We start from the raw sequence: 20440 nt of genomic DNA on the forward strand, positions 1-20440 counted from the left end.
CATATAAAAAATTTAGATATGATAACAACCTTAATATATAAGTTGTTGCTTAACTCAAGTATTTGTAATATTTATTTGCAATTCGTAAAAGAATGTTGCATTATGTAAATTAAGGAGTACGAGATTCAAGAAGCCTATCGGCTGTACCAGTAGTTATCAAGAATCTCTTTTGTAGATATGACTTTTACAGCGGACTTTGCTTCAACAAACCTCTCTAACGTTTTCGCTTCCGGCAATCAGCTGGCTAACGCCGTACCTGCAACTACAGCGTTATTCAAGCGTTTAAACATTGATGACCAATTAGCTGTATTGTGGTATGTCTATACAGAATGTGGTCGTTCCATTACTCCTGCCGCACCCGGAGCAGCACGCTTACAGTTAGCGGAAGGATTGTTGAATCAAATTAAGCAAATGTCTCATGCGGAGCAACTGCAAGTGATGCGCGACTTGGCTGCGAAGCGGGACAATCAAATGAGCCGTTCTTACGGTATTCTGAGCCCCAACACTAAATTAGCATTCTGGTATCAATTGGCAGAATTGATGATGCAAGGTTTTGTTGTGCCCATGCCACCAGGCTACCAACTTTCTCGCGATGGCGAAAAGGTTTTAGAAACGATTAAGCAACTGGATTTTGGTCAACAGATCACTATTCTGCGTAATACTGTGGTCGATATGGGTGTCGATCCATTGGCAGACTAATCTCATACGGCTTTTTCTTTGTTTAACCTAAATCAGCCGTAAATATTTCCTTCTAGAGGAGCAGGTATTTCTGCCTGCTTCTCTGTTTAAGTTGGTTTTAGAAGTGCGAAAGAGGATTAACGATGCAGACTGCTGATGCTACAGCTTTTGTTTTAGATGAGCAAGTTGATTTAGCGATTGCGGGAATCACAGAAAGTACGATATTAAATTATTTTCAGACTTTAAATGCTGGTGATTTTTCGGCAACAGCGGCTTTGTTTGCTGCTGATGGAGAGCTAAATCCGCCTTTTGAATCGGCGGTGGTTGGCCCAGAGGCGATCGCTACTTACCTAAAACAAGAAGCCACCGGAATGCAGCTGTTACCCACACAGGGAACTGCTGAGGAAATGGAGGATGGTTACACTCAAATTCAGGTGAAAGGAAGAGTCAAGACACCTTTATTTAGCGTGAATGTGGGTTGGATATTTGTGTTGAATGCTGAACAGGAAATTGCTGCGGCTACGATTAAGCTGCTAGCTTCTCCCCAAGAGTTACTAAGTTTGCGTCGTTAAGCGACGGAAGCAGCTGGCTGTGCCAGGGAACGCAAGAGCATCCGACGACCTAAGTCAACGTCTTTTTCCGAACATTGCCAGTCGGGATGGGCGGTTCTTAATAAACTTTCTAGGGTTTCTTGGTCGAAGAGATGCCACACTGGGGCAGCGTTGTATTCGGTGGCGATCGCAAAGCAATTTTCGCTAATGCAAATAATGTCCACGCTTTGGGAAACGCCCACTAACTCCATTTGTTCTCCTGGTTGTAGCCCCCGAAATTGGCGCATAACTTGCTTCCACTCAGCGACAGAAGTTACATTCAGCCCAGGAATTGACACGGTAAAATCCCTTTCACCATTAATAGTAATCCAGTAATGACGGGCGGGATCGATACCTAAAAGCCAAAGGGATTCATCATCTAGACGATAACGAGGGCAAAGGAGAAACAGCTGAGTCATGACAGTAGTTACTCTTACAAAACTTCAATTTGGGCAAAAACCTGGAGTTTGTTAGTTTGCTTCTTCAGGGTTAAGAAGCTACAGAGGCTTTTGCGAAACTTGTCCAAATCTTAAGGTTTGTTTATCTAAAGGTGAATATGTTTGCAACAAAAGTTAGCAAAATTTATATAACCTATTAAATATACTCACTTTTTATTGAAGTTTTGTAAATTTACGATATTGAGTAGCCAGTACGAGAGCACCCTGAACTTAAAGATTCAAGTTAACTGGCTGATTAACGGTTGTAGTTTGCTTTCAGCGATCTTTAGTTTTACTAGGAAGGCTAGCTTCTAACTTCAGGCAGTTGCGACCATTTACTTGTAAACGGTACTCGACTCGATCCATTAATCGATTCATAATTAACCAACCATAACCGTTTTCTTGTTTATCTTCTGGGCTAGGTGGTAGATAGGTAGATATATCGTATCCTTTGCCATGATCCCAAATTTCGAGAGCTAAGTCTTGATTTTTGAGTTCTAAGCGAATCAGGATGGGTAAATTAGGCTGGTCTTTGTGAGCGTGACGTACTACGTTAGAGTATGCTTCTACGAGAGCTAAACGTAGGCGGTTGGACTGGCGCGGCCAATCAACCGAGTCTCCTAGTTCTACTTCTAAACACCCTAGTAACCAGCTTTCAACTATAGTTAAGAATTTTAGGTCACTGGGAATATGCAACTCCGTTCTCATTGACTACAGAACCTCCAGAGAAAGTATGGTTTGGTCGTCTTCTTGTATTTGGTTTTGTCCGCGAATCCGATCGAGCAAGCGGGTCAAATTCAATGGACTAGATTCTTGAGTGAGTAAAGTCCATAAACCTTCTTGTTTGAGCATAAAACGCTGGCTGCGATCGCCACCATTATCACTTCCTGGGGTCAGGTCTTCTTGAGTGACGGTAGCTTCGGTGATGCCATCGCTAGCTAAAAGAAGTGCTTCTCCTGGTTTGAGTTGTAAGTTACCTGGGGTACCTTTCCATACAGGTAGTATGCCCAAAGGAACACCTCTAGCTTTCAGGAAGTTGGGTTCAACTTCAGCTATGTTTTTGGCTACGTCTTTGTATGACCAAACCAAGGGATAAATATGACCAGCATTAGCGTAAACCAATTCACCTGTTACACAGGTGTAACGTGCCAGAACCATTGTAATAAAGCAGTTATTACCGATGAGATCTTCGGAAAGGCTGCTGTTGAGATTCTGCATTAAGACGTGAGGAGTGGGAGGATTTTCTTGGGAGAGTTCTCTTCGCATGACTGAGATGGCGCTAGCCATAAATAAAGCTGCGGGAACTCCTTTCCCGGAAACGTCTCCGACTGCTAGCCAAATGTCTCCTTTCGGATGAACAAAGACTTCAAAGAAATCTCCTCCGACTTCTCTAGCTGGGAAACAACAAGCTTGGATTCTAATTCCTTCTAAATCGGGCCAACTTTGGCGGAGCAGGTTATTTTGAATTTGCCGAGCTACTTCTAGTTCGGCTCGCATTTGCTGTGCTTGTTCTTGGGTGCGTTGGTAAAGTTTGGCTTGCGAGAGGGCAAGTGCTGCTTGTTCGGAGACGCTTTCGATTAGTTGTACGTCTTCGGATGACCAAGTTTCCCGGTTGTTTTGATGATATAGGCACAGGACTGCGAGGAGTTCCTGCTGACAGATTAAGGGAATGATTAGTTGTGTTCCTAGCGTGCCGTTGTCATTACTTTGAATTGTTTTTGTTTGTTGGGTTTCGAGGACTGCTTGTAAGCCTGTTGGGTCAATTTCGAGTGTGATGTTTGCTTCAGCTGCATGATAGGAAAAGGACTCTGGTAGTAAGCGATCGCTCTGTACTGGATGCAGTAAACAAGAGGTGGTGCCAAAGGTTTGACCGATGGTTTCCACGATTTTTTGTAGCATACTGCGATAGTCCAGTGATTCCCGAATGGCGCTAGTTACAGCGTTAAATATGGTTTCTCGCTGTAAGGCGCGGCGTAGTTCGTCGGTACGGCGCTTCAGGACTCCATAAGTTTCTGAGGCTTGTTGAACTACGGCTTTTAATTCGGTTGGATTCCAAGGTTTGGTGATGTATTTAAATACTTGACCTGAGTTAATTGCTTCTACTAGGTCTTCTACATCTGTATAACCTGTGAGCAGGATGCGAATTGTGTCTGGAAAGCGTTCTACCGTCCGACCTAAGAATTCTGTCCCGTTCATTTGGGGCATTCTTTGGTCGGAGATTATTACCGCCATTTCGCCTTCTTTGTCGAGTACTTCTAGGGCGCAGGGCCCACTTTCGGCTTTGTATACTTGAAATTCTCGCCGAAAAGTTCTGTACAGCAAATCGAGGTTATCAGGCTCGTCATCTACTACCATGAGTTTGAGTTTGCTGCCGTCTCCCCGACTCATCTATTACTCCATTTCCAAGTCATAGTAATTGGGAATTTTGAATTTTGAATTCTCAAGTTTTTATTTTTAGAATTTAAAATCCAAAATTCGTGGTTTCTGTTTTACCCTACTAATCCAGAGCGTAGGGCGCGAACAGCTGCTTGGGTACGGTCATCAGCACACAGTTTGTTTAAAATGTTACGGACGTGAGTTTTCACGGTGCCGACGGTGATATACAGTTTTTCTGCGATCGCCGCATTGCTGAAACCTTCCACAATCAGTTCTAGCACTTCCAATTCCCTTTCGGTTAAGGGATATGCTTCTAGCATATTAGTATATTCTTGCTCCGTAGCTTGAATTGCTACAGTTTTGGAACTAGGGGGAACTTGGTTGGTGGGGGAGTTTTGTTCTGGAGCTTGTCTGGTTTGATGGAGTACAATTTTGGCGATCGCTGGATCGATCCAAGAGTTACCTTCTTGTGTTACCTGCAATGCTTCTAGTAATCGATCGAAGCTAATATCTTTCATGCAGTAAGAATCGGCACCAGCGGCGAAAGCTGCCAGTACAGCTTCTTCGTTATCTTGTAAAGTCAAAATTAACACTTTTGGTACTGGGTTGTTTTCGTCTTCAGTTGCTTTTAACTGTTTGGTCAACTCAATACCGTCTATATCTGGCAATCCAATATCAACTATGGCAATATCTGGTTGTGCCGTCTGTAATAACTTTAGCCCCTCAGTACCATTTGCAGCTTCGCCGACAACGGCGATTTCTTGCCGTTGTTGCAATGCTGTCCGAATCCCCACGCGAGTGAGGTCATGATCTTCAATGAGGGCAACGCGAATTTTTTCCATTGTCAACGTTCCCAATTATTTATGCGTTTGATTTGTGCCACACTAGTTTACAAATTTTTCCTGGGGTTTAGTTAATTTCAACCCACTGTTTAGAGAGATGTTTTTTTTCAACGCTGGCAGTTAATTAATCCCATAAGTTGCGATTTTTCCCAAATATTAGCACTTTTCGGTTCTGAGTTGTGAGTTGTTGGTTTTCGGGTTTCGGCAAGCTAGCTTAGGCAATGGAGTTTCTTGTTGTTACTCTGTCGGTAATGCACTCTGCAAGCTACGACCTCAGCTTTTCTGCTATTCTCAGTTTAGCTGAACGCGATCGCTGATTTTCTTGCAATTCTGCTTCTTGTGGTGTAATTGGTTTTTTGGTGATTACTTGTAGAATTGGTGATTCCCTAAAAGAATGTTTGACTATTCTATCTTCTAAACTGTGAAAGCTAATAATCCCAATTCTTCCTCCAGGTTTTAACCAGTTGGGTGCAGTTTGCAGGAAAGTTTCTAAGGATGCTAATTCTTGATTGACGACTATTCTTAATGCTTGAAATACACGAGTCGCTGGGTGAATTCTCCCATAGCGATAGGAACGGGGGACGCTATGAAATATCTCATTGGCTAATTCGGTTGTAGTTTGAAATGGGCGCTTTTCTACGATTTGCTTGGCTATTCGACGGGATAATCTCTCTTCGCCATATTTATAAAATATATCAGCTAGTTCTACTTCTGACCATTCATTAATAATGTTGGCAGCAGTTAAGTTTTCTCGGCGATCCATTCGCATATCTAATTCGGCTTCTTGGCGAAAACTAAAACCTCTTGCACCTGTATCTAAGTGAAATGAACTAACGCCTAAGTCAGCGATTATGCCATCAAATTCTAAATTTCCTGGTTGATATTTGGCAAAGTTACCATGCCAAAAGGTGAGGCGTTCTGTAAATTCGACTAAGTTATTTTTGGCGGCGTTAATGGCTTCTGCATCGCGATCGATCGCAATTACTTTAGTATCTGATGCCGCTTGCAAAATTAATTTAGTATGTCCTCCCCCGCCTACTGTTGCGTCAAGGTAAATTCCTCCGGGATTAATTGCTAAGCCGGAGATTAATTCGGCTGCCAAAACTGAGATGTGAACAAAATTAGGTTTTGTTTCCTGATTTTCCGTGTTGAGGTCGATCTCATCCATTGATAAAAACTGATTCATAAATAGATTTTAACCGATTTTCTCAATATCAGAGTTGCTAGAGGCTTGATTTTTACTATTAATTAATAATTCAGTTAATAAAAAACTGGACATCACGGAATCATTGAGAATATCATAGTAAATAAATAACCAATTTCCTTAGTCAAACTTGGCGAATAGCTAGTTGAAAGTGTTGCTTTTTGAGACAGAGGAAAGCAAGATTTACTTGTTTTTAAGTGAGTTTTTTTCTGTAAGTTTATTAAGGAGAAATCCATGAGTTTAAATAAGTTAATTGCTGGGGTAGCGATCGCTGGATTAACAGTAGTTACTACTATTCCGACAGTTGCTTCATTCGCTGTAGAAAGGGGATCTAGTCAAATAGAAACCCAGCAATATGCACAGCGTCGAGATAACTGGGATAGATACGCTCAAAACCGTCGTTTCTGCTACTATGTACGTCGTGGTAGACGGCTTTTCTATTGCTGTCGCCAGAGATATTGGAACGGACGTTTTTATGAATGGCGGACTTTTTGCCGACCTGTAAGAGGGTAAAATATTGTTAGTTAAAATTGAGGTAAAACCGGGTTTTATTTATCTAAAATAACTCGGTTTTTTGGCGATTTTAAGGATAAATTAAAGCGGGAATTTTGCGGAAAATATCCCTCAACCGATTATTATGTTGATTAATCGCTATCCCTAAAACTTCACCGGAAAAGTTCAAATCATCAAGTAATAAATCGATAAATTCTGCATCCGTTTGGTATTTGTTTGGGTCGGAACCCAAAAAACGACGAATAATTGCTAATACATAAATAGGTTTTTCGGGGAAATGAGTGACAGTTTTTTGGGCTAAGTATGCTTCTTTGATTTGCGGATATGTGGAAAGTTGCTCAACTATTTGCTTAATTTCTTCTTCTGGTAAGTCGTGCGGGAAGAATCGAGTGCGATCGCTAATTTCTCTCCGTTCTTTAATTGCTTGTTCCACAAGATAAAAGTTTGCTTCGATGCGTTCTTGGTAAATTTTTGCTTTTGTATAATTGCCTTGACGCTGGAAAAAAGCATAAATTAATTTACAACCAGCAACTACTAATTCGGGATCTTTTTGCATCGCAGTTTCTAGATATTCAATTCCTCGAAAATCCTGTTCTTTTAGAAGAATCTGCCCTAAATTAAAATTAGCTGCAACGTGCTGAGGTTGTTGTGAAAGAACTTCTTGATACAGGGGTATCGCAGCTTTAGCACCTTGAAATTCTGAGGTTAGCTGGGCATATTTCCAAGTAGATTCAACGGTTAAGAGGTGAGTTTTAGCTTTAGCTTTGAAACTTTGAAATTTCTGGAATCTTCTTTGGTATTGTTGGTAGATTAACTGCCAAAAATTGGTGTTTTCTTCTTGCCATTTTATATCTAAACGTTGAGCAAATTCTGGCAATGAATCACCAAAAAAATACTCTGCCGCTGTTCGTTGAATAGGGGGAGGTAAAGGTAAATCATATCCGACGGGAAGATAACCAAAAGCGGTGAGGCGATCGCGCAAACAAGGATGTGTATCTTCGTGATTAGTTTTCTCAGTTAACCCCCAATCCAACCAAAGTTTAGCATCTGATTCTGGTATTGGTTTAGCTAATTGCTGCAACATTTTAGTCATGGTATTATTAGGAGTTTCGGATTGCTCAAGGGCTTGTTTGTAGAAATTTCGCCAAAAATATTCTTGTAAATAATGCTCTTTGATTTCTATGTTTATTAAAGCTTGGGCAGCATTGTGAGATCCGGCTAATTCGGCGGCATAGCGATCGGCTTCGTATTCATTATTTCTGGCTAAAACAAAGGAATAAGCCCGGAAAAAAGGCTCATACCAATTAAAAAATTTGCTAAATAAGAAAGAACCACCTTGCCCATTAGCATGGAATCTTTCCACTAAGTTAAACCAGGTATAGCGTAATTGATAAATCCAACCGGAAAAACGGCTATGATTTCCCGATAAATGACCTAATTCATGGGCAAGAATCGCCCGAAATTGTTCCGGGGAAAGGGAGTGCATTAAGGGCAATCCTAAGATTAAAAAATTTTTTTGCCAACCGATAAATAGAATTCCAAGTCGAGGAATTTGTAATACTCCGGCATTTTGTCGAGTATCTAAGAGAATCCGATCGAATTTGGGAGTCTTTAATTTCTCGATTAATTCATCAATCAAGGCAAATAATTCTGGGACTTCTTGGCGGGTAAGTTCTACTCCTTTGGGTGGGGTAAATCCGGTATATAATAGTTGGGCGATCGCTAAAACTAAGAAAAAAGAAATTTGTTTTAAGCCCAGCAACCAAAAAATTGTACAAAGCAGGGCAAAAACTAAGAAAATGTAGCCAAATCCTAATGCAGCTAGTAATCCAACTCGCAAGTTATAACCGGAAGGGTTGACACGGGCGTATTTTTCTAGTTTTTGAATCAGGTTGTTGAATTCTTGATCTTTCATTCTGTTTTGGGTTATTCCAATTAATTTAATGATTTTTTTGAACCGCGAAGGACGCAAAGAGCGCGAAGGAAGAGAAAGAAGAAAAAGAAAAGATAGGATAGGGATTTGGTATAAGAGCAGTTGAAAACCTTTCTTTCCTTCTGCCTTCGGCTCTCTACCTCCTGAGTCATGCCTAAGCTAGGTCAACTGTTACCATAAAATTTTATATGCCTGTCCTAGCTCAAAGGTCGATTCATAAGCCAATATAATTAAGGCAACGAAACAAAATTTAAAAATTGCTGTTCTATGGCAAGAATCGAAACGAGAACAGAACCAATGGTTCTGAACATGGGGCCGCACCATCCCTCGATGCACGGGGTACTGCGGTTGATTGTTACCTTAGATGGGGAAGATGTAGTTGATTGCGAACCTGTAATTGGCTATTTGCATCGCGGCATGGAAAAAATTGCCGAGAACCGCACTAATATTATGTATGTTCCTTACGTGAGTCGTTGGGACTACGCGGAAGGGATGTTTAACGAAGCTGTCACCGTGAATGCGCCGGAAAAGTTGGCAGGAATTGAAGTTCCGAAACGCGCCAGCTATATTCGGGTGATTATGCTGGAGTTGAACCGGATTGCGAACCATTTATTGTGGCTTGGCCCATTTTTGGCTGACGTGGGCGCACAAACTCCGTTTTTCTACATTTTCCGGGAACGGGAATATATTTATGATTTGTGGGAAGCGGCGACTGGTTATCGGATGGTGAATAATAACTACTTCCGCATTGGGGGAGTAGCGGTAGATTTGCCTTACGGTTGGGTGGATAAGTGTTACGATTTCTGCGACTACTTTATGCCTGTGGTTGACGAATACGAACGCCTGATTACTGATAACCCGATTTTCCGTCGTCGGACTGAAGGCGTGGGAACTGTGACTCGCGAACAGGCGATTAACTGGGGTGTTTCTGGCCCAATGTTACGCGGTTCTGGCGTGAAGTGGGATTTGCGGAAGGTCGATCATTACGAATGTTACGATGACTTCAATTGGGAAGTGCAGTATGAAACTGCTGGTGATTGCCTTGCCCGTTATTTGGTGAGAATTCGCGAAATGCGGGAGTCGGTGAAGATTGTTCGCCAAGCTTTGAAGGGTCTTCCCGGTGGGCCTTTTGAGAATTTGGAAGCGAAACGTTTGGCAGAGGGGCCAAAATCAGAGTGGAATGGTTTTGATTACCAGTACATTGCTAAAAAAGTCGCCCCAACTTTCAAAATTCCCAAAGGTGAGTACTACGCCCGTGTGGAAAGTGGTAAAGGGGAATTGGGAATTTATCTGATTGGTGATGATAATGTGTTCCCTTGGCGCTGGAAGATTCGCGCTGCTGATTTTGTGAATCTGCAAATTCTGCCTCACTTGTTGAAGGGTGTGAAGGTTGCTGATATTGTGGCAATTTTGGGCAGTATCGATGTGATCATGGGTTCGGTAGATCGTTAGGAAGTTTTGAGTTGTAGGGGCAGATTTAGCAGTTAAATTTATACTTACAACCGAAAACTTAACAACAAAACCCGCCCTTACAGAGTTTTGAGTTGTAGGGGCGGGTTTAGCAGTTAAATTTATACTTACAACCGAAAACTTAACAACAAAACCCGCCCTTACAGAGTTTTGAGTTAATAGATTTAATTAAGGCTCGAAATTCAAGGCTCAAAATTCAAAGCTAATGATTTTTATGGATGATTCTAACTTAGATTTGCGGGGAGCGATACGCCTAACGGCACGCGATGCGATCGCATCTCAAATCACTTCCCACCCCCAAAAACGCATTACTTTTGCCGAATTCATGAATTTGGCACTTTATCACCCAGAACAGGGTTACTACTCTACAAATCAAGTTAATATTGGCTCGCAAGGTGATTTTTTTACTTCTCCCCATTTAGGCGCAGATTTTGGCGAGTTGTTAGCTAGGCAATTTTGCCAAATGTGGGAAATTATGGGTTGTCCAGTACCTTTTAATTTAGTGGAAATGGGTGCAGGACAGGGAATTTTAGCCGGAGATGTCTTACGTTATTTACACGAACACCATTTTGAGTTTTTCTCGGCATTAAATTACATTATTGTCGAAAAATCATCTGCCTTAAGGCTGGAACAACAACAACGTTTGTCTAATTTTCCGCTACGTTGGTGTGAATGGGAGGAAATACCTGCTAATTCCTTGGTTGGATGTTGCTTTTCCAATGAACTGATAGATGCTTTTCCCGTGCATCAGGTAATTTGGAAACAAGGGGAGTTAAAGGAAGTTTACGTAGGTTTGGGAACTCAAGGGGAGTTTGTGGAAATTGTGGGGGAAGTTTCTACAAATCGGTTATTTGAATATTTTGATTTCTTGGGAATTGATTTTGGGAAAAATGCTTATCCAGAGGGCTATCGTACTGAGGTAAATTTGTTAGCTTTGGATTGGTTAAGCATAATTTCTGAGAAAATTCAACGGGGTTATTTGTTAACTATTGATTATGGTTATCCTGCCCACCGTTACTATAGTTTAGGACGCGATCGGGGAACTTTGCAATGTTATTATCGCCATAGTCATCATAACGATCCTTATATCAATATTGGGCGGCAGGATATTACTGCTCATGTGAATTTTACTAGTTTGGAAAAGTGGGGGGAATTGTGCGGTTTGCGGTGGTTGGGTTTTACGCAACAAGGGTTGTTTTTGATGGCTTTGGGTTTGGGCGATCGAATTTCCGCTATTTCTGATAGTAATGCCGAAAATTATCAGGATATTCAAAAAGTTTTACAACGTCGCGATGCCCTCCACCAAATGATTAGCCCGATGGGTTTGGGAGGTTTTGGTGTGTTGCTGCAATGTCGCGGTTTAAGGGAGGAGGAAGTAGCTCAACCTTTGCAGGGTTTTACTATTCCGAAACGGCAGTTTTTTTAGAAACCGCAGAAATGTCAAGGACGCGGAGGGACTTTCTGAGAATTAGTTTAACTATCGGTTTCTAGGATTGTTAATACATACTCTGCTTGGTTGATTGAATGGTTAGTGGACAGGTCAAAAATCATGCCACTTTTTTCAGCAATAACATCTATTATAGCAGGTAATTTGCCTTCTTTGTTAAAGCTGATTATTTGATAAATTGGCTCTCCTGCTGTTACTGACTTACCTAAGTTGAGGCGATTTTGAATTACTCCACCACTAGGAGCATAGTATTTTTTGAGTTGGGTTTTCCGGGTGTAATTTATTTGGTGACTTGCTGTTTCTGGCAGGGGGAATCCGGGGATTTTTAAGATACCTTTTGCGGCTAAGTAGTTTTTAATTCCTTGCACTCCTTTGGCAACTGAGTCGGGATTCATTTGCATCCCGGAACCTAATTCTAATGTCCACGATTCTAAGTCAAATTGTATGGGTTTTCCTTGCTGAACTAGAGCATCTTCCAAGGCTAGCCAAGGCTTTAAGAAGGCTTCGTCAAAGGCATCTCCGTCATATTCGTTGAGTAATATTTCGTGGTCTAAAAGAAAGGCTTTGGCGCTTTCTTCTCTGCCTTTAAATCCGTAAATATAATCGATCGCCTGATTGCTAGAACTGTGAATGTCGATAACATAATTAGCATCTAAACATAGAGATTGTAGTTGATATCGGTATAATTCGCTTAAAGGTGCGCCACTGGGAGAATTAATTTTTTCTCCTAGTTTTTCAAAGCTTTGTTTAATTCGCTGAAGATAGTTTTCTCTAATAGTATCAGGGAGAACATTTATTTGGGTTTTAACAAATGTTTCTAAATCTTTACATTCTTTTTCATAATCCCAAAATATGCGATTCCAATCTTTACCATCATAAATGTTAAATCTTCCAGTAGAAAAGTAGTGGGTTCGTTGGTTTGTGCTAAAAGGATTACAGAGGGGAACAAGCCAAATTTCACCAGTAAGATTTGTTTGATTGATACCGATCAAAAACTCAATTAACTGATGAATGACGGCATTACCAACAATTTCAGCACCATGTAAATTGGCTTGAATATAAGCTTTTTTACCGGGGGTGGAACCGATGAATTTATATATTTGGAGGGAAAAGCGATCGCCAGAGGCGAGTTGTACCAGAGGAAGAAGAGAAATTATCGGAATCACAAATAACTCCTAAAAGATTAAACCTAATGGCGGTAGGATTACTTCCTCTGAGATTAGCACCGTCAGAGCAAATTTTAGGTAGTGGATGAGCCAATTTAGCTGAGACAACTTGCAGATAATTCACTACTTAACTAAATGCCAGTTACTATTGAAGACAGGGATTATGCAAGAACAAAAACGGATTGGAATTTTAACTAGTGGCGGCGATTGTGCTGGCTTAAATGCCGCAATTAGAGCCGTAGTATGTCGTGCTGTAGGTTCTTACGGCTGGAAAGTTCTCGGCATTCGTCAAGCCACAATGGGATTAATGAATTCTCCGCCTGACTTTATTCCATTAGAAATTGATACAGTTGAAGAATTGTTAATTACTGGGGGAACTTTTTTAGGAACAACAAATACCGGAGATCCCTTTGCTTATCCAATGCCTGATGGTAGCACGCGCGATCGCTCATCAGAAATTATCGCTGGCTATCATCAATTAGGGTTGGATGCCTTAATAGTAATTGGTGGCGATGGTAGCATGGATATTGTGCGAAAAATCGCCCAAAAAGGCGGAATGAATTTAGTAGCTATTCCCAAAACTATTGATAACGATGTTGGCAGTACAGAACGTTCTATTGGCTTTGATACTGCGGTGAATATCGCCACAGAATCCTTAGATCGGTTACATTTTACAGCCGCTAGTCACAACCGAGTCATGATTTTAGAAGTCATGGGACGGGATGCTGGACATATTGCAATTAGTGCGGGAATTGCTGGTGGTGCTCATATAATTCTCATCCCGGAAATTCCTTACAATTTGGATAGTATTTGCGAAAAAATTCACGAACGTCAAGAGTCTGGAAAGAACTATTCTTTGGTGATTGTTTCGGAAGCTGTGAAGACAGAAAATGGCGAAACAATTAAAAATATAAACCGCTTAGGACAAACCAGATTTGGTGGAATTGGTCACTATTTGGCTGATAAAATTTGCGCTTGCAGTGGTGCAGAAACCAGAGTCACAGTGTTAGGACATATCCAACGTGGTGGTACACCTTCACCATTGGATAGATTAACTGGTTCTGTGTTTGGAGTTGCCGCAGTTGATTTAATTGCGGAAGGCAAATATGATTGCATGGTAAGTTGGCAAAATCGCCAAGTAGTTAGCGTGCCAATTCCTGAAGCGATCGGTAAATATAGTACAGTAGATCCCGATGGAATGCTAGTTAAAACCGCCAGAGGTTTAGGCATTTGTTTGGGAAATTAACAACACATTAGTACTGGGTAAAATGGGTAGTGAATAGTGTGTGATAGAAATATGTTTGCTGCTACCAATTACTGTTGAAGAATTGGTGTTTAACGCAAATGCTCATCCATTAATGCTGTGGGGTGAGCATTTGTTAATAGTTTTTATTTAGTAGCAATTACATTTAAACTAATCAAGACATTACTAATGCGGTAACTACTACAATCATCAAATATGCCAAACTCTTGCACTTCTAAATAATCTGAAAATCCCGCATCTCCTAAAAGTAAAGCTAAAAGATCTCCATCAAAACCAACTTTATGCACATCATATTCATTAGATTGTGCTCCATAAATTACTGCCATAATCTCAAATTTTTCCATTACAGACAGCTTAGGATTAGTATATAACCAACATAAAGTTTGTAAATTTGGTACGCTTACAAATAGTTTGCCACCCGGTTGCAAAACTCGATACCATTCTTTCATGGTATTTAGCACTTCATTATTAATTCCATGATAAAAATGTTCTAAAACATGACTAGCATAAATTGCTTCAATGGAATTATCAGCAAACTGTTCTAAGTTCGCCGCATCAGCAATAAAATCTACTTCTGGACGAGGTTCAATATCTAAGATTTTCCATTCGGGATGTGCTTCTGTTCCGCCAATGTGAAGTTTCATAGTTTTAAATTTTAGCTTTGATTTGTCTACATTTGAATTAGTAAAGTTAAAGTAATGATAACCATGCTAGTCTTTTCATTTACACTTTCCCCATCTGACTGCTTTTTACTATTTCCTCAACGGTTAACTGCAATTCTGGGAAAGTATGGGATATAATTCTTTCAGTTCCTTTGAATGATTTAACTTGGTATTTTCCCTGAATTAATTGATAAATAAAAACTGTAGGTAACTTGGGATTACCGAGGTAACTTCTGGCAGCAATAGCTAAATAATCCACAATCCAATATTCGCTAATTCCTAAGCGTTGATACTCATCTAATTTATCAACATAATCGTCATCCCAATTAGTTGATGTAACTTCTACTGCTAACTGAATTGGTTCGGTTAAAGCACCGTAAGCTGTAACATTTGAGTTCCATACCGAAGCATTAACCACGCTCACATCGGGAATTCTTCCTCTTTCTTCCCCATCAGCAGTAAAAGTTCTGATGATAATATCTTTGTCAACAATATAGTCAAGTTCTAATCGCCTGATTTCATCATTGAAAGCCAAAACTAGAAATCTCGATACATTTTTATGCGCTCTAGTTGCATCCACTTGTATAATTTCCCCATTTACCAACTCGAAAATACCAGATCCTTCTGGGTATCGATCGAGGAATTCGGCAAAAGTTAATTTTTTAACTGAGGTTTGAATCATGGCGATGACCTTTACATTTTACTTCTAATTCACCCAAAACTCACCACTTCAAAAACGCCGCTTCAATTCCTTCTTCCCGGCGAATTTTCCCATCTTTTTCAAACCAAGCAATAATTTGTTGAGTTGTTAAATCTTCAATAGCGATTCCATATTCTTGAGCGATATGCTGCAATAATTTAAAAGAGGAAATAGTTAATCTAGTTAAAAACTTTTCATGATTTGCCAACAAAGCTGCATCAACCATTGCTGACTCTTCTAAACTTAAAAATTGCGCTCCTGGTTGTCCTTGGGGATTCATAATTAAAAACTTAACTTCGGGATTTTTTCGTAATCATATAACCGCAGCGATGTTGACCATTAATTAACCAGTGGGTACGCTCAACAGTGCAGTCTGGTAAAATTGTGGCAAACATTTCTAATTCGTGAGAACAAACACTGGGGAAAGTTTCCGCCACATCAGAAATAGCGCAGTTATGCTCAGTAAACATGAACTGAGAACAATTCCCATTTTGAACAGTTTCCGATTCAATGGGATACCATTCTGCCATGTAACCTTCGGCGCGACGCAGGTCAACTAATTTAGCAACACGCTCTCCCAGTTTACCGCTACCGATGCGATCGCGATAATCCAACGCCTTTTGTTGCCACTGTTTCTGTAAAATATTATTAACCTGCTCTTTTCCCAAAGTTTGCGCCATCGTATCCAACAGCGATACAGCGAATTTACCATGACTGTTGGGAAAGCGATCACGCCCCTTCCGACTCAAACGGTAAGCGTGTTGAGGTCGCCCCATCCCCGCCTGCACCAACTCATACTCGATAAGTTCTTCCGCTTCTAAATCTTTGAGATGACGGCGAACCGCTTGAGGACTGATATCCAACGTCTCAGACAATTCCAGCGCCGTTGCTTGACCTCGCTGCAATAGATGTTCCAGGATATCTTGCTTAGTTGAAGTTTGCTCTGTGGTCGTCATCTTCCCAGGACTCCATGCAGAAAATGTTACTTTGACAACTTACTAGTTGTTAATGTAGCTTAAAATAGACTAAGAAAACAAATTAGTTGTTTTAGTCATACTAAATCCTAACCTGTCTAGCCCCAGATTGCTAGAGGGACTGGAAGTTCCGGGACGTAGGACAGGCATCCCGCCTGTCATTCACTCCCAGTCACCCGTCTTCCACCAAAGAGTAGAAAACATAGAGAACAAGAGAGAACCGATAATGAGTGCCACTGTCAAAACTTTAGTCAATCAGCCATATAAATACGGCTTTGTTACCAACATCGAGGCAGACATCATCCCCAAAGGACTAAACGAGGATGTAATTCGCCTCATCTCTGCCAAAAAGAACGAACCAGAATTCATGCTGGAATTCCGCCTCAAGGCGTATCGGCAATGGCTAAAGATGACAGAACCCACATGGCCCCATGTGGAATACCCACCTATAAATTACCAAGACATCATCTACTACTCCGCACCCAAGCAACAGAAAAAGCTCAACAGCTTGGAAGAAGTAGACCCCACCCTATTAGAAACCTTCGAGAAATTGGGAATTCCCCTTTCCGAACAAAAGAGACTTTCCAACGTTGCGGTCGATGCTATCTTCGACAGCGTTTCCGTCGCCACTACCTTTAGAGAGAAATTAGCCAAAGAAGGCGTAATTTTCTGCTCAATTTCCGAAGCATTGCAAGAATATCCCGAATTAGTGCAGAAATATTTGGGAAGCGTCGTTCCGGTAGCTGACAACTTCTACGCTGCACTTAACTCAGCAGTTTTTAGCGATGGTTCCTTCGTTTATATTCCCAAAAACACCAAATGTCCAATGGAATTGTCCACCTACTTCCGCATCAACACCGGAGAATCGGGACAATTTGAAAGAACATTAATTGTTGCCGAAGAAGGCAGTTATGTCAGCTACTTAGAAGGCTGCACTGCGCCAATGTTTGATACTAATCAATTACACGCCGCAGTTGTGGAATTAGTAGCTTTAGACAATGCTGAAATTAAATACTCCACCGTGCAAAACTGGTACGCCGGAGACGAAAACGGCAAAGGCGGAATTTACAACTTTGTCACCAAGCGCGGACTTTGCCAAGGCGTGAATTCCAAGATTTCTTGGACTCAAGTAGAAACAGGTTCAGCTATTACTTGGAAGTATCCCAGTTGCGTGTTAGTTGGCGATAATTCCGTTGGCGAATTCTACTCAGTGGCGCTGACAAACAATAAGCAGCAAGCTGACACCGGAACCAAGATGGTGCATATCGGGAAAAATACCCGCAGCACGATTATTTCTAAGGGAATTTCTGCTGGGAATTCTAAGAATAGTTATCGTGGGTTGGTAAAAATCGGCCCGAAAGCTCAAGGTGCGAGAAATTATTCTCAATGTGATTCAATGTTAATTGGCGATAATGCTCAAGCGAACACTTTCCCTTATATTCAAGTTCAGAATAACACCGGGAAATTAGAGCATGAGGCTTCGACTTCTAAGATTGGCGAGGAACAGTTGTTCTATTTCGCGCAACGGGGAATTTCCGAAGAAGACGCAATTTCGATGATGATTAATGGCTTCTGTAAGGATGTTTTTAATCAGTTGCCAATGGAATTTGCTGTGGAAGCTAATCGTTTGTTAAGTCTGAAGTTGGAAGGTTCAGTTGGTTAATTTAACATCTGCGTTTATCTGCGTTCATCTGCGGTTTAAAATCTTTTTTAATTGAACCGCAGAGACGCAGAGGACGCAGAGGGAAGAAGGAGAGTTTCTTTGGGTTTTTTTGTGGGTTACAAATCTTTTTTTTTGAACCACGAAGACACGAAGGTAACGAAGGAAGAAGGAAGAAAGAAGAAGAGATAAAAGAGAGTCAGGAAGATGATTGTTGAGAATAGTCCGGTAATTTTGTCGGTTCGCGATTTAAGGGCGAATGTTGATGGAACTGAAATTCTTAAGGGTTTGAATTTGGAGATGAGGGCGGGTGAAATTCACGCTATCATGGGGCCAAATGGTTCGGGTAAAAGTACTTTTTCTAAGGTTTTGGCTGGGCATCCTGCTTATGAGGTGACTGGCGGTGAGGTGATTTTTCAAGGGCAAAATCTCTTGGAGTTGGAACCGGAGGAAAGGTCTAGAACTGGGGTGTTTTTGGCTTTTCAATATCCTTTGGAAATTCCAGGGGTGAGTAATTTGGATTTTCTGCGGGTGGCTTATAATTCTCACCAGAAGAGTAAGGGTTTGGAAGAGTTGGATGCTTTTGATTTCCAAGATTTGGTGGAACAAAAGTTGGAAGTGGTGAAGATGAATCCGAGTTTTTTAACCCGTAGTGTGAATGAAGGTTTTTCGGGTGGGGAGAAGAAGCGGAATGAGATTCTGCAAATGGCGTTGTTGGAACCAAAGTTGGCAATTTTAGATGAGACTGATTCGGGTTTAGATATCGACGCTTTGAAGATTGTGGCAAATGGGGTTAATCAATTGGCAAATGCGGAAAATGCCATGTTGGTTATTACCCACTATCAAAGATTGTTGGATTACATCATTCCTGATTACGTTCATGTGATGGAAGGTGGCAGAATTGTCACTACTGGAACTAAGGAATTAGCGTTGGAATTAGAAGCTCGCGGTTATGATTGGATAACAGAAGAAAAGGCAACTGAGGTGGTGCGATGATTACACAAGTTGCTAAGAGAGAAAGTTTTCTTACTGAGTTGGTAAATCAGTGCCGCAAGCAGGGAAAAGGAAAGCGGGAAAGTTGCGCTTATGGGTTGAAGGATTTGCGCGATGTTGCTGCGGAATATGTGCTTGGTTCTAAGTTTCCCACTACTAAAGATGAGGAATGGCGGTTTACTGATATCTCGCCACTTTTAGAACTGAATTTGCAAGTTCCTGAGTTAACTCATGAACCAAATTTGGCGCTGTCTTCTTTAACTTTGCCTGTAAGTTCTAAGGATGCTTTGCCGTTGCGAGTGGTGTTTGTTAATGGTTTCTATGCACCTCATTTGTCAACGATGGAAGCATCGCTGTTGCCAACTTTGGCGATGGAGTTTTTCGCTGGGAATTTATCGAATGCGCCGGGAAATTATCACGCCCGGATTCGCGAATTACTCAACCAAGAACAACAATATAATGATGTATTTACTGCCCTAAATATGTCAGGGTTGGCGGATGCAGCAGTGGTGTATGTGCCAAAAAATCAACAGATTGAAACTCCGATTCATCTGTTATTTATTACTATGCCAGGTGAAACACCTATTTTGGCACAACCCCACTGTTTAGTAATTGCTGAATCTGGTAGTAGCGTTAACATCGTTGAAGATTTTGCAGTTATTGGTAATGTCTCCACCTTTACTAATGCAGTCACGCAAATTTGGGTAGGAGAAAACGCTGCGGTTAATCATATTCGCTTGCAGAGAGAAGGTAGGGAAGCGATTCATTTGGGGAGGAGTGCGATCGCACAATCCCGCGACAGTCGCTATACTTGTAATGCCATCAGTTTAGGTGGGAAAATCTCCCGTCATAACCTAGAAGTTTTCCAAACTGGCGAACAAACCGAAACTGTTATCAACGGTTTAACAATGATAGCTGGCGAACAACTTTCCGACACTCACAGCGCCATCAATCTTACCAAACCTCACGGTACAACTCGCCAATTACATAAATGTATTGTTGCCGATAAAGCACACGCCGTTTTTAACGGAAAAGTCTTCGTTCCCCAAGCAGCACAACTTACCGATGCTGCACAATTAAATCGCAACTTGTTACTCTCCCCCAAAGCAAGAGTTGACACCAAACCTCAACTAGAAATCACCGCGGATAACGTCAAATGTTCTCACGGCGCAACAGTTAGTCAACTGGATGCAGAAGAAGTTTTCTACCTGCAAAGTCGCGGTTTAAACGAAAACGATTCCCGCAACCTTTTAATTAACGCCTTCGCCGCTGAAATCATCAACAAATTGCCCATTCCCTCACTGCGAGAAACCCTTTATTCAGTAGTGAAACAAATGGAAAGATAGGCGGGGGATTGGGGACTGGGTACTGGTGACTGGGGACTAGGAAATAATGCAAATTAACTTCTCGCCTCCTCACCAGTCATCTATAAGAACCATCTGTGTTCATCTGTGTTCATCTGTGGACATCTGTGGTTTAAAATCAAAACCTTCTGGCATCACCAGTAACCTACAAAAACCATCTGTGGTTA

20 protein-coding genes are annotated in these 20440 nt (G+C 41.3%); 9 read left to right on the forward strand and 11 right to left on the reverse strand.

What is annotated here, in order from left to right; all coding sequences use genetic code 11:
• Window positions 1-177 precede the first annotated feature (177 nt).
• Together ACE1B6_RS09045 and ACE1B6_RS09050 are read left to right on the forward strand one after the other, a co-directional pair.
• The gene (locus tag ACE1B6_RS09045) at window positions 178-699 is read left to right on the forward strand and encodes an orange carotenoid protein N-terminal domain-containing protein (RefSeq protein WP_413256927.1); all 522 of its coding nucleotides are present in this window, start codon (window positions 178-180) and stop codon (window positions 697-699) included.
• Window positions 700-821: 122 nt separating this feature from the next.
• The gene (locus ACE1B6_RS09050; protein ID WP_413256928.1) at window positions 822-1250 is read left to right on the forward strand and encodes a ketosteroid isomerase family protein; all 429 of its coding nucleotides are present in this window, start codon (window positions 822-824) and stop codon (window positions 1248-1250) included.
• On the opposite strand, the gene ACE1B6_RS09055 is transcribed toward ACE1B6_RS09050, so the two are convergent.
• The 5 genes from ACE1B6_RS09055 to rsmH all read right to left on the reverse strand — a co-directional run bounded on the left by ACE1B6_RS09055 (window position 1247) and on the right by rsmH (window position 6091).
• Entirely contained in the window at window positions 1247-1687 is a 441-nt protein-coding gene (locus tag ACE1B6_RS09055; RefSeq protein ID WP_413256929.1) for a hypothetical protein, read from the reverse strand. The genes ACE1B6_RS09050 and ACE1B6_RS09055 overlap by 4 nt on opposite strands.
• Before the next feature lie 294 nt (window positions 1688-1981).
• Window positions 1982-2413 carry an ATP-binding protein gene (locus ACE1B6_RS09060; protein ID WP_413256930.1) on the reverse strand — a complete coding sequence of 144 codons (432 nt, stop codon included), beginning with the start codon at window positions 2411-2413 and terminating at the stop codon, window positions 1982-1984.
• A gap of 3 nt (window positions 2414-2416) precedes the next feature.
• On the reverse strand, window positions 2417-4093 hold the full coding sequence (locus ACE1B6_RS09065; RefSeq protein WP_413256931.1) for a SpoIIE family protein phosphatase: 1677 nt from the start codon (window positions 4091-4093) through the stop codon (window positions 2417-2419).
• Between the two features lie 101 nt (window positions 4094-4194).
• On the reverse strand, window positions 4195-4923 hold the full coding sequence (locus tag ACE1B6_RS09070) for a response regulator (RefSeq protein ID WP_413256932.1): 729 nt from the start codon (window positions 4921-4923) through the stop codon (window positions 4195-4197).
• Between the two features lie 265 nt (window positions 4924-5188).
• On the reverse strand, window positions 5189-6091 hold the full coding sequence (gene rsmH / locus ACE1B6_RS09075) for a 16S rRNA (cytosine(1402)-N(4))-methyltransferase RsmH (RefSeq protein ID WP_413257018.1): 903 nt from the start codon (window positions 6089-6091) through the stop codon (window positions 5189-5191).
• 270 nt (window positions 6092-6361) lie between these two features.
• Between rsmH and ACE1B6_RS09080 the strand changes: the two genes are divergently transcribed.
• Window positions 6362-6640, forward strand: a complete 279-nt coding sequence (locus tag ACE1B6_RS09080; RefSeq protein ID WP_413256933.1) for a hypothetical protein — start codon at window positions 6362-6364, stop codon at window positions 6638-6640.
• 70 nt (window positions 6641-6710) lie between these two features.
• Here ACE1B6_RS09080 and ACE1B6_RS09085 read toward each other — a convergent pair whose 3' ends face one another.
• Window positions 6711-8555: a M48 family metalloprotease gene (locus ACE1B6_RS09085; protein ID WP_413256934.1), complete on the reverse strand. Its 1845-nt coding sequence runs from the start codon at window positions 8553-8555 to the stop codon at window positions 6711-6713.
• A 285-nt stretch (window positions 8556-8840) separates the two neighbouring features.
• Here ACE1B6_RS09085 and ACE1B6_RS09090 point away from each other — a divergent pair, with 285 nt between their 5' ends.
• Both ACE1B6_RS09090 and ACE1B6_RS09095 read left to right on the forward strand, forming a co-directional pair.
• Window positions 8841-10025 (forward strand): NAD(P)H-quinone oxidoreductase subunit H, encoded by a 1185-nt coding sequence (locus ACE1B6_RS09090; RefSeq protein WP_413256935.1) that lies wholly within the window; start codon window positions 8841-8843, stop codon window positions 10023-10025.
• Between the two features lie 232 nt (window positions 10026-10257).
• Entirely contained in the window at window positions 10258-11469 is a 1212-nt protein-coding gene (locus ACE1B6_RS09095; RefSeq protein WP_413256936.1) for a class I SAM-dependent methyltransferase, read from the forward strand.
• Window positions 11470-11516: 47 nt separating this feature from the next.
• Here ACE1B6_RS09095 and ACE1B6_RS09100 read toward each other — a convergent pair whose 3' ends face one another.
• A complete protein-coding gene (locus ACE1B6_RS09100) occupies window positions 11517-12656 on the reverse strand; it encodes a M14 family metallopeptidase (RefSeq protein WP_413256937.1) in 1140 nt (379 codons plus the stop codon).
• A gap of 163 nt (window positions 12657-12819) precedes the next feature.
• Between ACE1B6_RS09100 and ACE1B6_RS09105 the strand changes: the two genes are divergently transcribed.
• Entirely contained in the window at window positions 12820-13902 is a 1083-nt protein-coding gene (locus ACE1B6_RS09105) for an ATP-dependent 6-phosphofructokinase (RefSeq protein WP_413256938.1), read from the forward strand.
• Window positions 13903-14045: 143 nt separating this feature from the next.
• Here the strand turns inward: ACE1B6_RS09105 and ACE1B6_RS09110 are convergent, their stop codons facing one another.
• The 4 genes from ACE1B6_RS09110 to sufR all read right to left on the reverse strand — a co-directional run bounded on the left by ACE1B6_RS09110 (window position 14046) and on the right by sufR (window position 16238).
• Window positions 14046-14564, reverse strand: a complete 519-nt coding sequence (locus tag ACE1B6_RS09110; RefSeq protein WP_413256939.1) for a class I SAM-dependent methyltransferase — start codon at window positions 14562-14564, stop codon at window positions 14046-14048.
• Between the two features lie 79 nt (window positions 14565-14643).
• Window positions 14644-15264 (reverse strand): Uma2 family endonuclease, encoded by a 621-nt coding sequence (locus ACE1B6_RS09115; RefSeq protein ID WP_413256940.1) that lies wholly within the window; start codon window positions 15262-15264, stop codon window positions 14644-14646.
• Between the two features lie 40 nt (window positions 15265-15304).
• Entirely contained in the window at window positions 15305-15562 is a 258-nt protein-coding gene (locus ACE1B6_RS09120) for a hypothetical protein (protein ID WP_413256941.1), read from the reverse strand.
• A 10-nt stretch (window positions 15563-15572) separates the two neighbouring features.
• Complete coding sequence (gene sufR, locus ACE1B6_RS09125; protein ID WP_413256942.1) at window positions 15573-16238, reverse strand: iron-sulfur cluster biosynthesis transcriptional regulator SufR; 666 nt, start codon at window positions 16236-16238, stop codon at window positions 15573-15575.
• Between the two features lie 244 nt (window positions 16239-16482).
• On the opposite strand from sufR, the gene sufB reads away from it, so the two are divergent.
• From sufB to sufD, 3 genes are all read left to right on the forward strand, one after another.
• Window positions 16483-17919: a Fe-S cluster assembly protein SufB gene (gene sufB / locus ACE1B6_RS09130; protein WP_413256943.1), complete on the forward strand. Its 1437-nt coding sequence runs from the start codon at window positions 16483-16485 to the stop codon at window positions 17917-17919.
• Between the two features lie 204 nt (window positions 17920-18123).
• A complete protein-coding gene (gene sufC / locus ACE1B6_RS09135; protein WP_413256944.1) occupies window positions 18124-18912 on the forward strand; it encodes a Fe-S cluster assembly ATPase SufC in 789 nt (262 codons plus the stop codon).
• The gene (sufD, locus tag ACE1B6_RS09140) at window positions 18909-20255 is read left to right on the forward strand and encodes a Fe-S cluster assembly protein SufD (protein WP_413256945.1); all 1347 of its coding nucleotides are present in this window, start codon (window positions 18909-18911) and stop codon (window positions 20253-20255) included. Before sufC ends, sufD begins: the two co-directional genes overlap by 4 nt.
• Window positions 20256-20440 lie beyond the last annotated feature (185 nt).

The organism is Floridaenema fluviatile BLCC-F154 (assembly GCF_041929135.1).
GTDB lineage: Bacteria > Cyanobacteriota > Cyanobacteriia > Cyanobacteriales > Aerosakkonemataceae > Floridanema > Floridanema fluviatile.

Coding starts and splice junctions, on each gene's coding strand:
- ACE1B6_RS09045 (WP_413256927.1), top strand. CDS start 178: ATGACTTTTACAGCGGACTTTGCTTCAACAAACCTCTCTAACGTTTTC.
- ACE1B6_RS09050 (WP_413256928.1), top strand. CDS start 822: ATGCAGACTGCTGATGCTACAGCTTTTGTTTTAGATGAGCAAGTTGAT.
- ACE1B6_RS09055 (WP_413256929.1), bottom strand. CDS start 1,687: ATGACTCAGCTGTTTCTCCTTTGCCCTCGTTATCGTCTAGATGATGAA.
- ACE1B6_RS09060 (WP_413256930.1), bottom strand. CDS start 2,413: ATGAGAACGGAGTTGCATATTCCCAGTGACCTAAAATTCTTAACTATA.
- ACE1B6_RS09065 (WP_413256931.1), bottom strand. CDS start 4,093: ATGAGTCGGGGAGACGGCAGCAAACTCAAACTCATGGTAGTAGATGAC.
- ACE1B6_RS09070 (WP_413256932.1), bottom strand. CDS start 4,923: ATGGAAAAAATTCGCGTTGCCCTCATTGAAGATCATGACCTCACTCGC.
- rsmH (WP_413257018.1), bottom strand. CDS start 6,091: ATGGATGAGATCGACCTCAACACGGAAAATCAGGAAACAAAACCTAAT.
- ACE1B6_RS09080 (WP_413256933.1), top strand. CDS start 6,362: ATGAGTTTAAATAAGTTAATTGCTGGGGTAGCGATCGCTGGATTAACA.
- ACE1B6_RS09085 (WP_413256934.1), bottom strand. CDS start 8,555: ATGAAAGATCAAGAATTCAACAACCTGATTCAAAAACTAGAAAAATAC.
- ACE1B6_RS09090 (WP_413256935.1), top strand. CDS start 8,841: ATGGCAAGAATCGAAACGAGAACAGAACCAATGGTTCTGAACATGGGG.
- ACE1B6_RS09095 (WP_413256936.1), top strand. CDS start 10,258: ATGGATGATTCTAACTTAGATTTGCGGGGAGCGATACGCCTAACGGCA.
- ACE1B6_RS09105 (WP_413256938.1), top strand. CDS start 12,820: ATGCAAGAACAAAAACGGATTGGAATTTTAACTAGTGGCGGCGATTGT.
- ACE1B6_RS09110 (WP_413256939.1), bottom strand. CDS start 14,564: ATGAAACTTCACATTGGCGGAACAGAAGCACATCCCGAATGGAAAATC.
- ACE1B6_RS09115 (WP_413256940.1), bottom strand. CDS start 15,264: ATGATTCAAACCTCAGTTAAAAAATTAACTTTTGCCGAATTCCTCGAT.
- ACE1B6_RS09120 (WP_413256941.1), bottom strand. CDS start 15,562: ATGAATCCCCAAGGACAACCAGGAGCGCAATTTTTAAGTTTAGAAGAG.
- sufR (WP_413256942.1), bottom strand. CDS start 16,238: ATGACGACCACAGAGCAAACTTCAACTAAGCAAGATATCCTGGAACAT.
- sufB (WP_413256943.1), top strand. CDS start 16,483: ATGAGTGCCACTGTCAAAACTTTAGTCAATCAGCCATATAAATACGGC.
- sufC (WP_413256944.1), top strand. CDS start 18,124: ATGATTGTTGAGAATAGTCCGGTAATTTTGTCGGTTCGCGATTTAAGG.
- sufD (WP_413256945.1), top strand. CDS start 18,909: ATGATTACACAAGTTGCTAAGAGAGAAAGTTTTCTTACTGAGTTGGTA.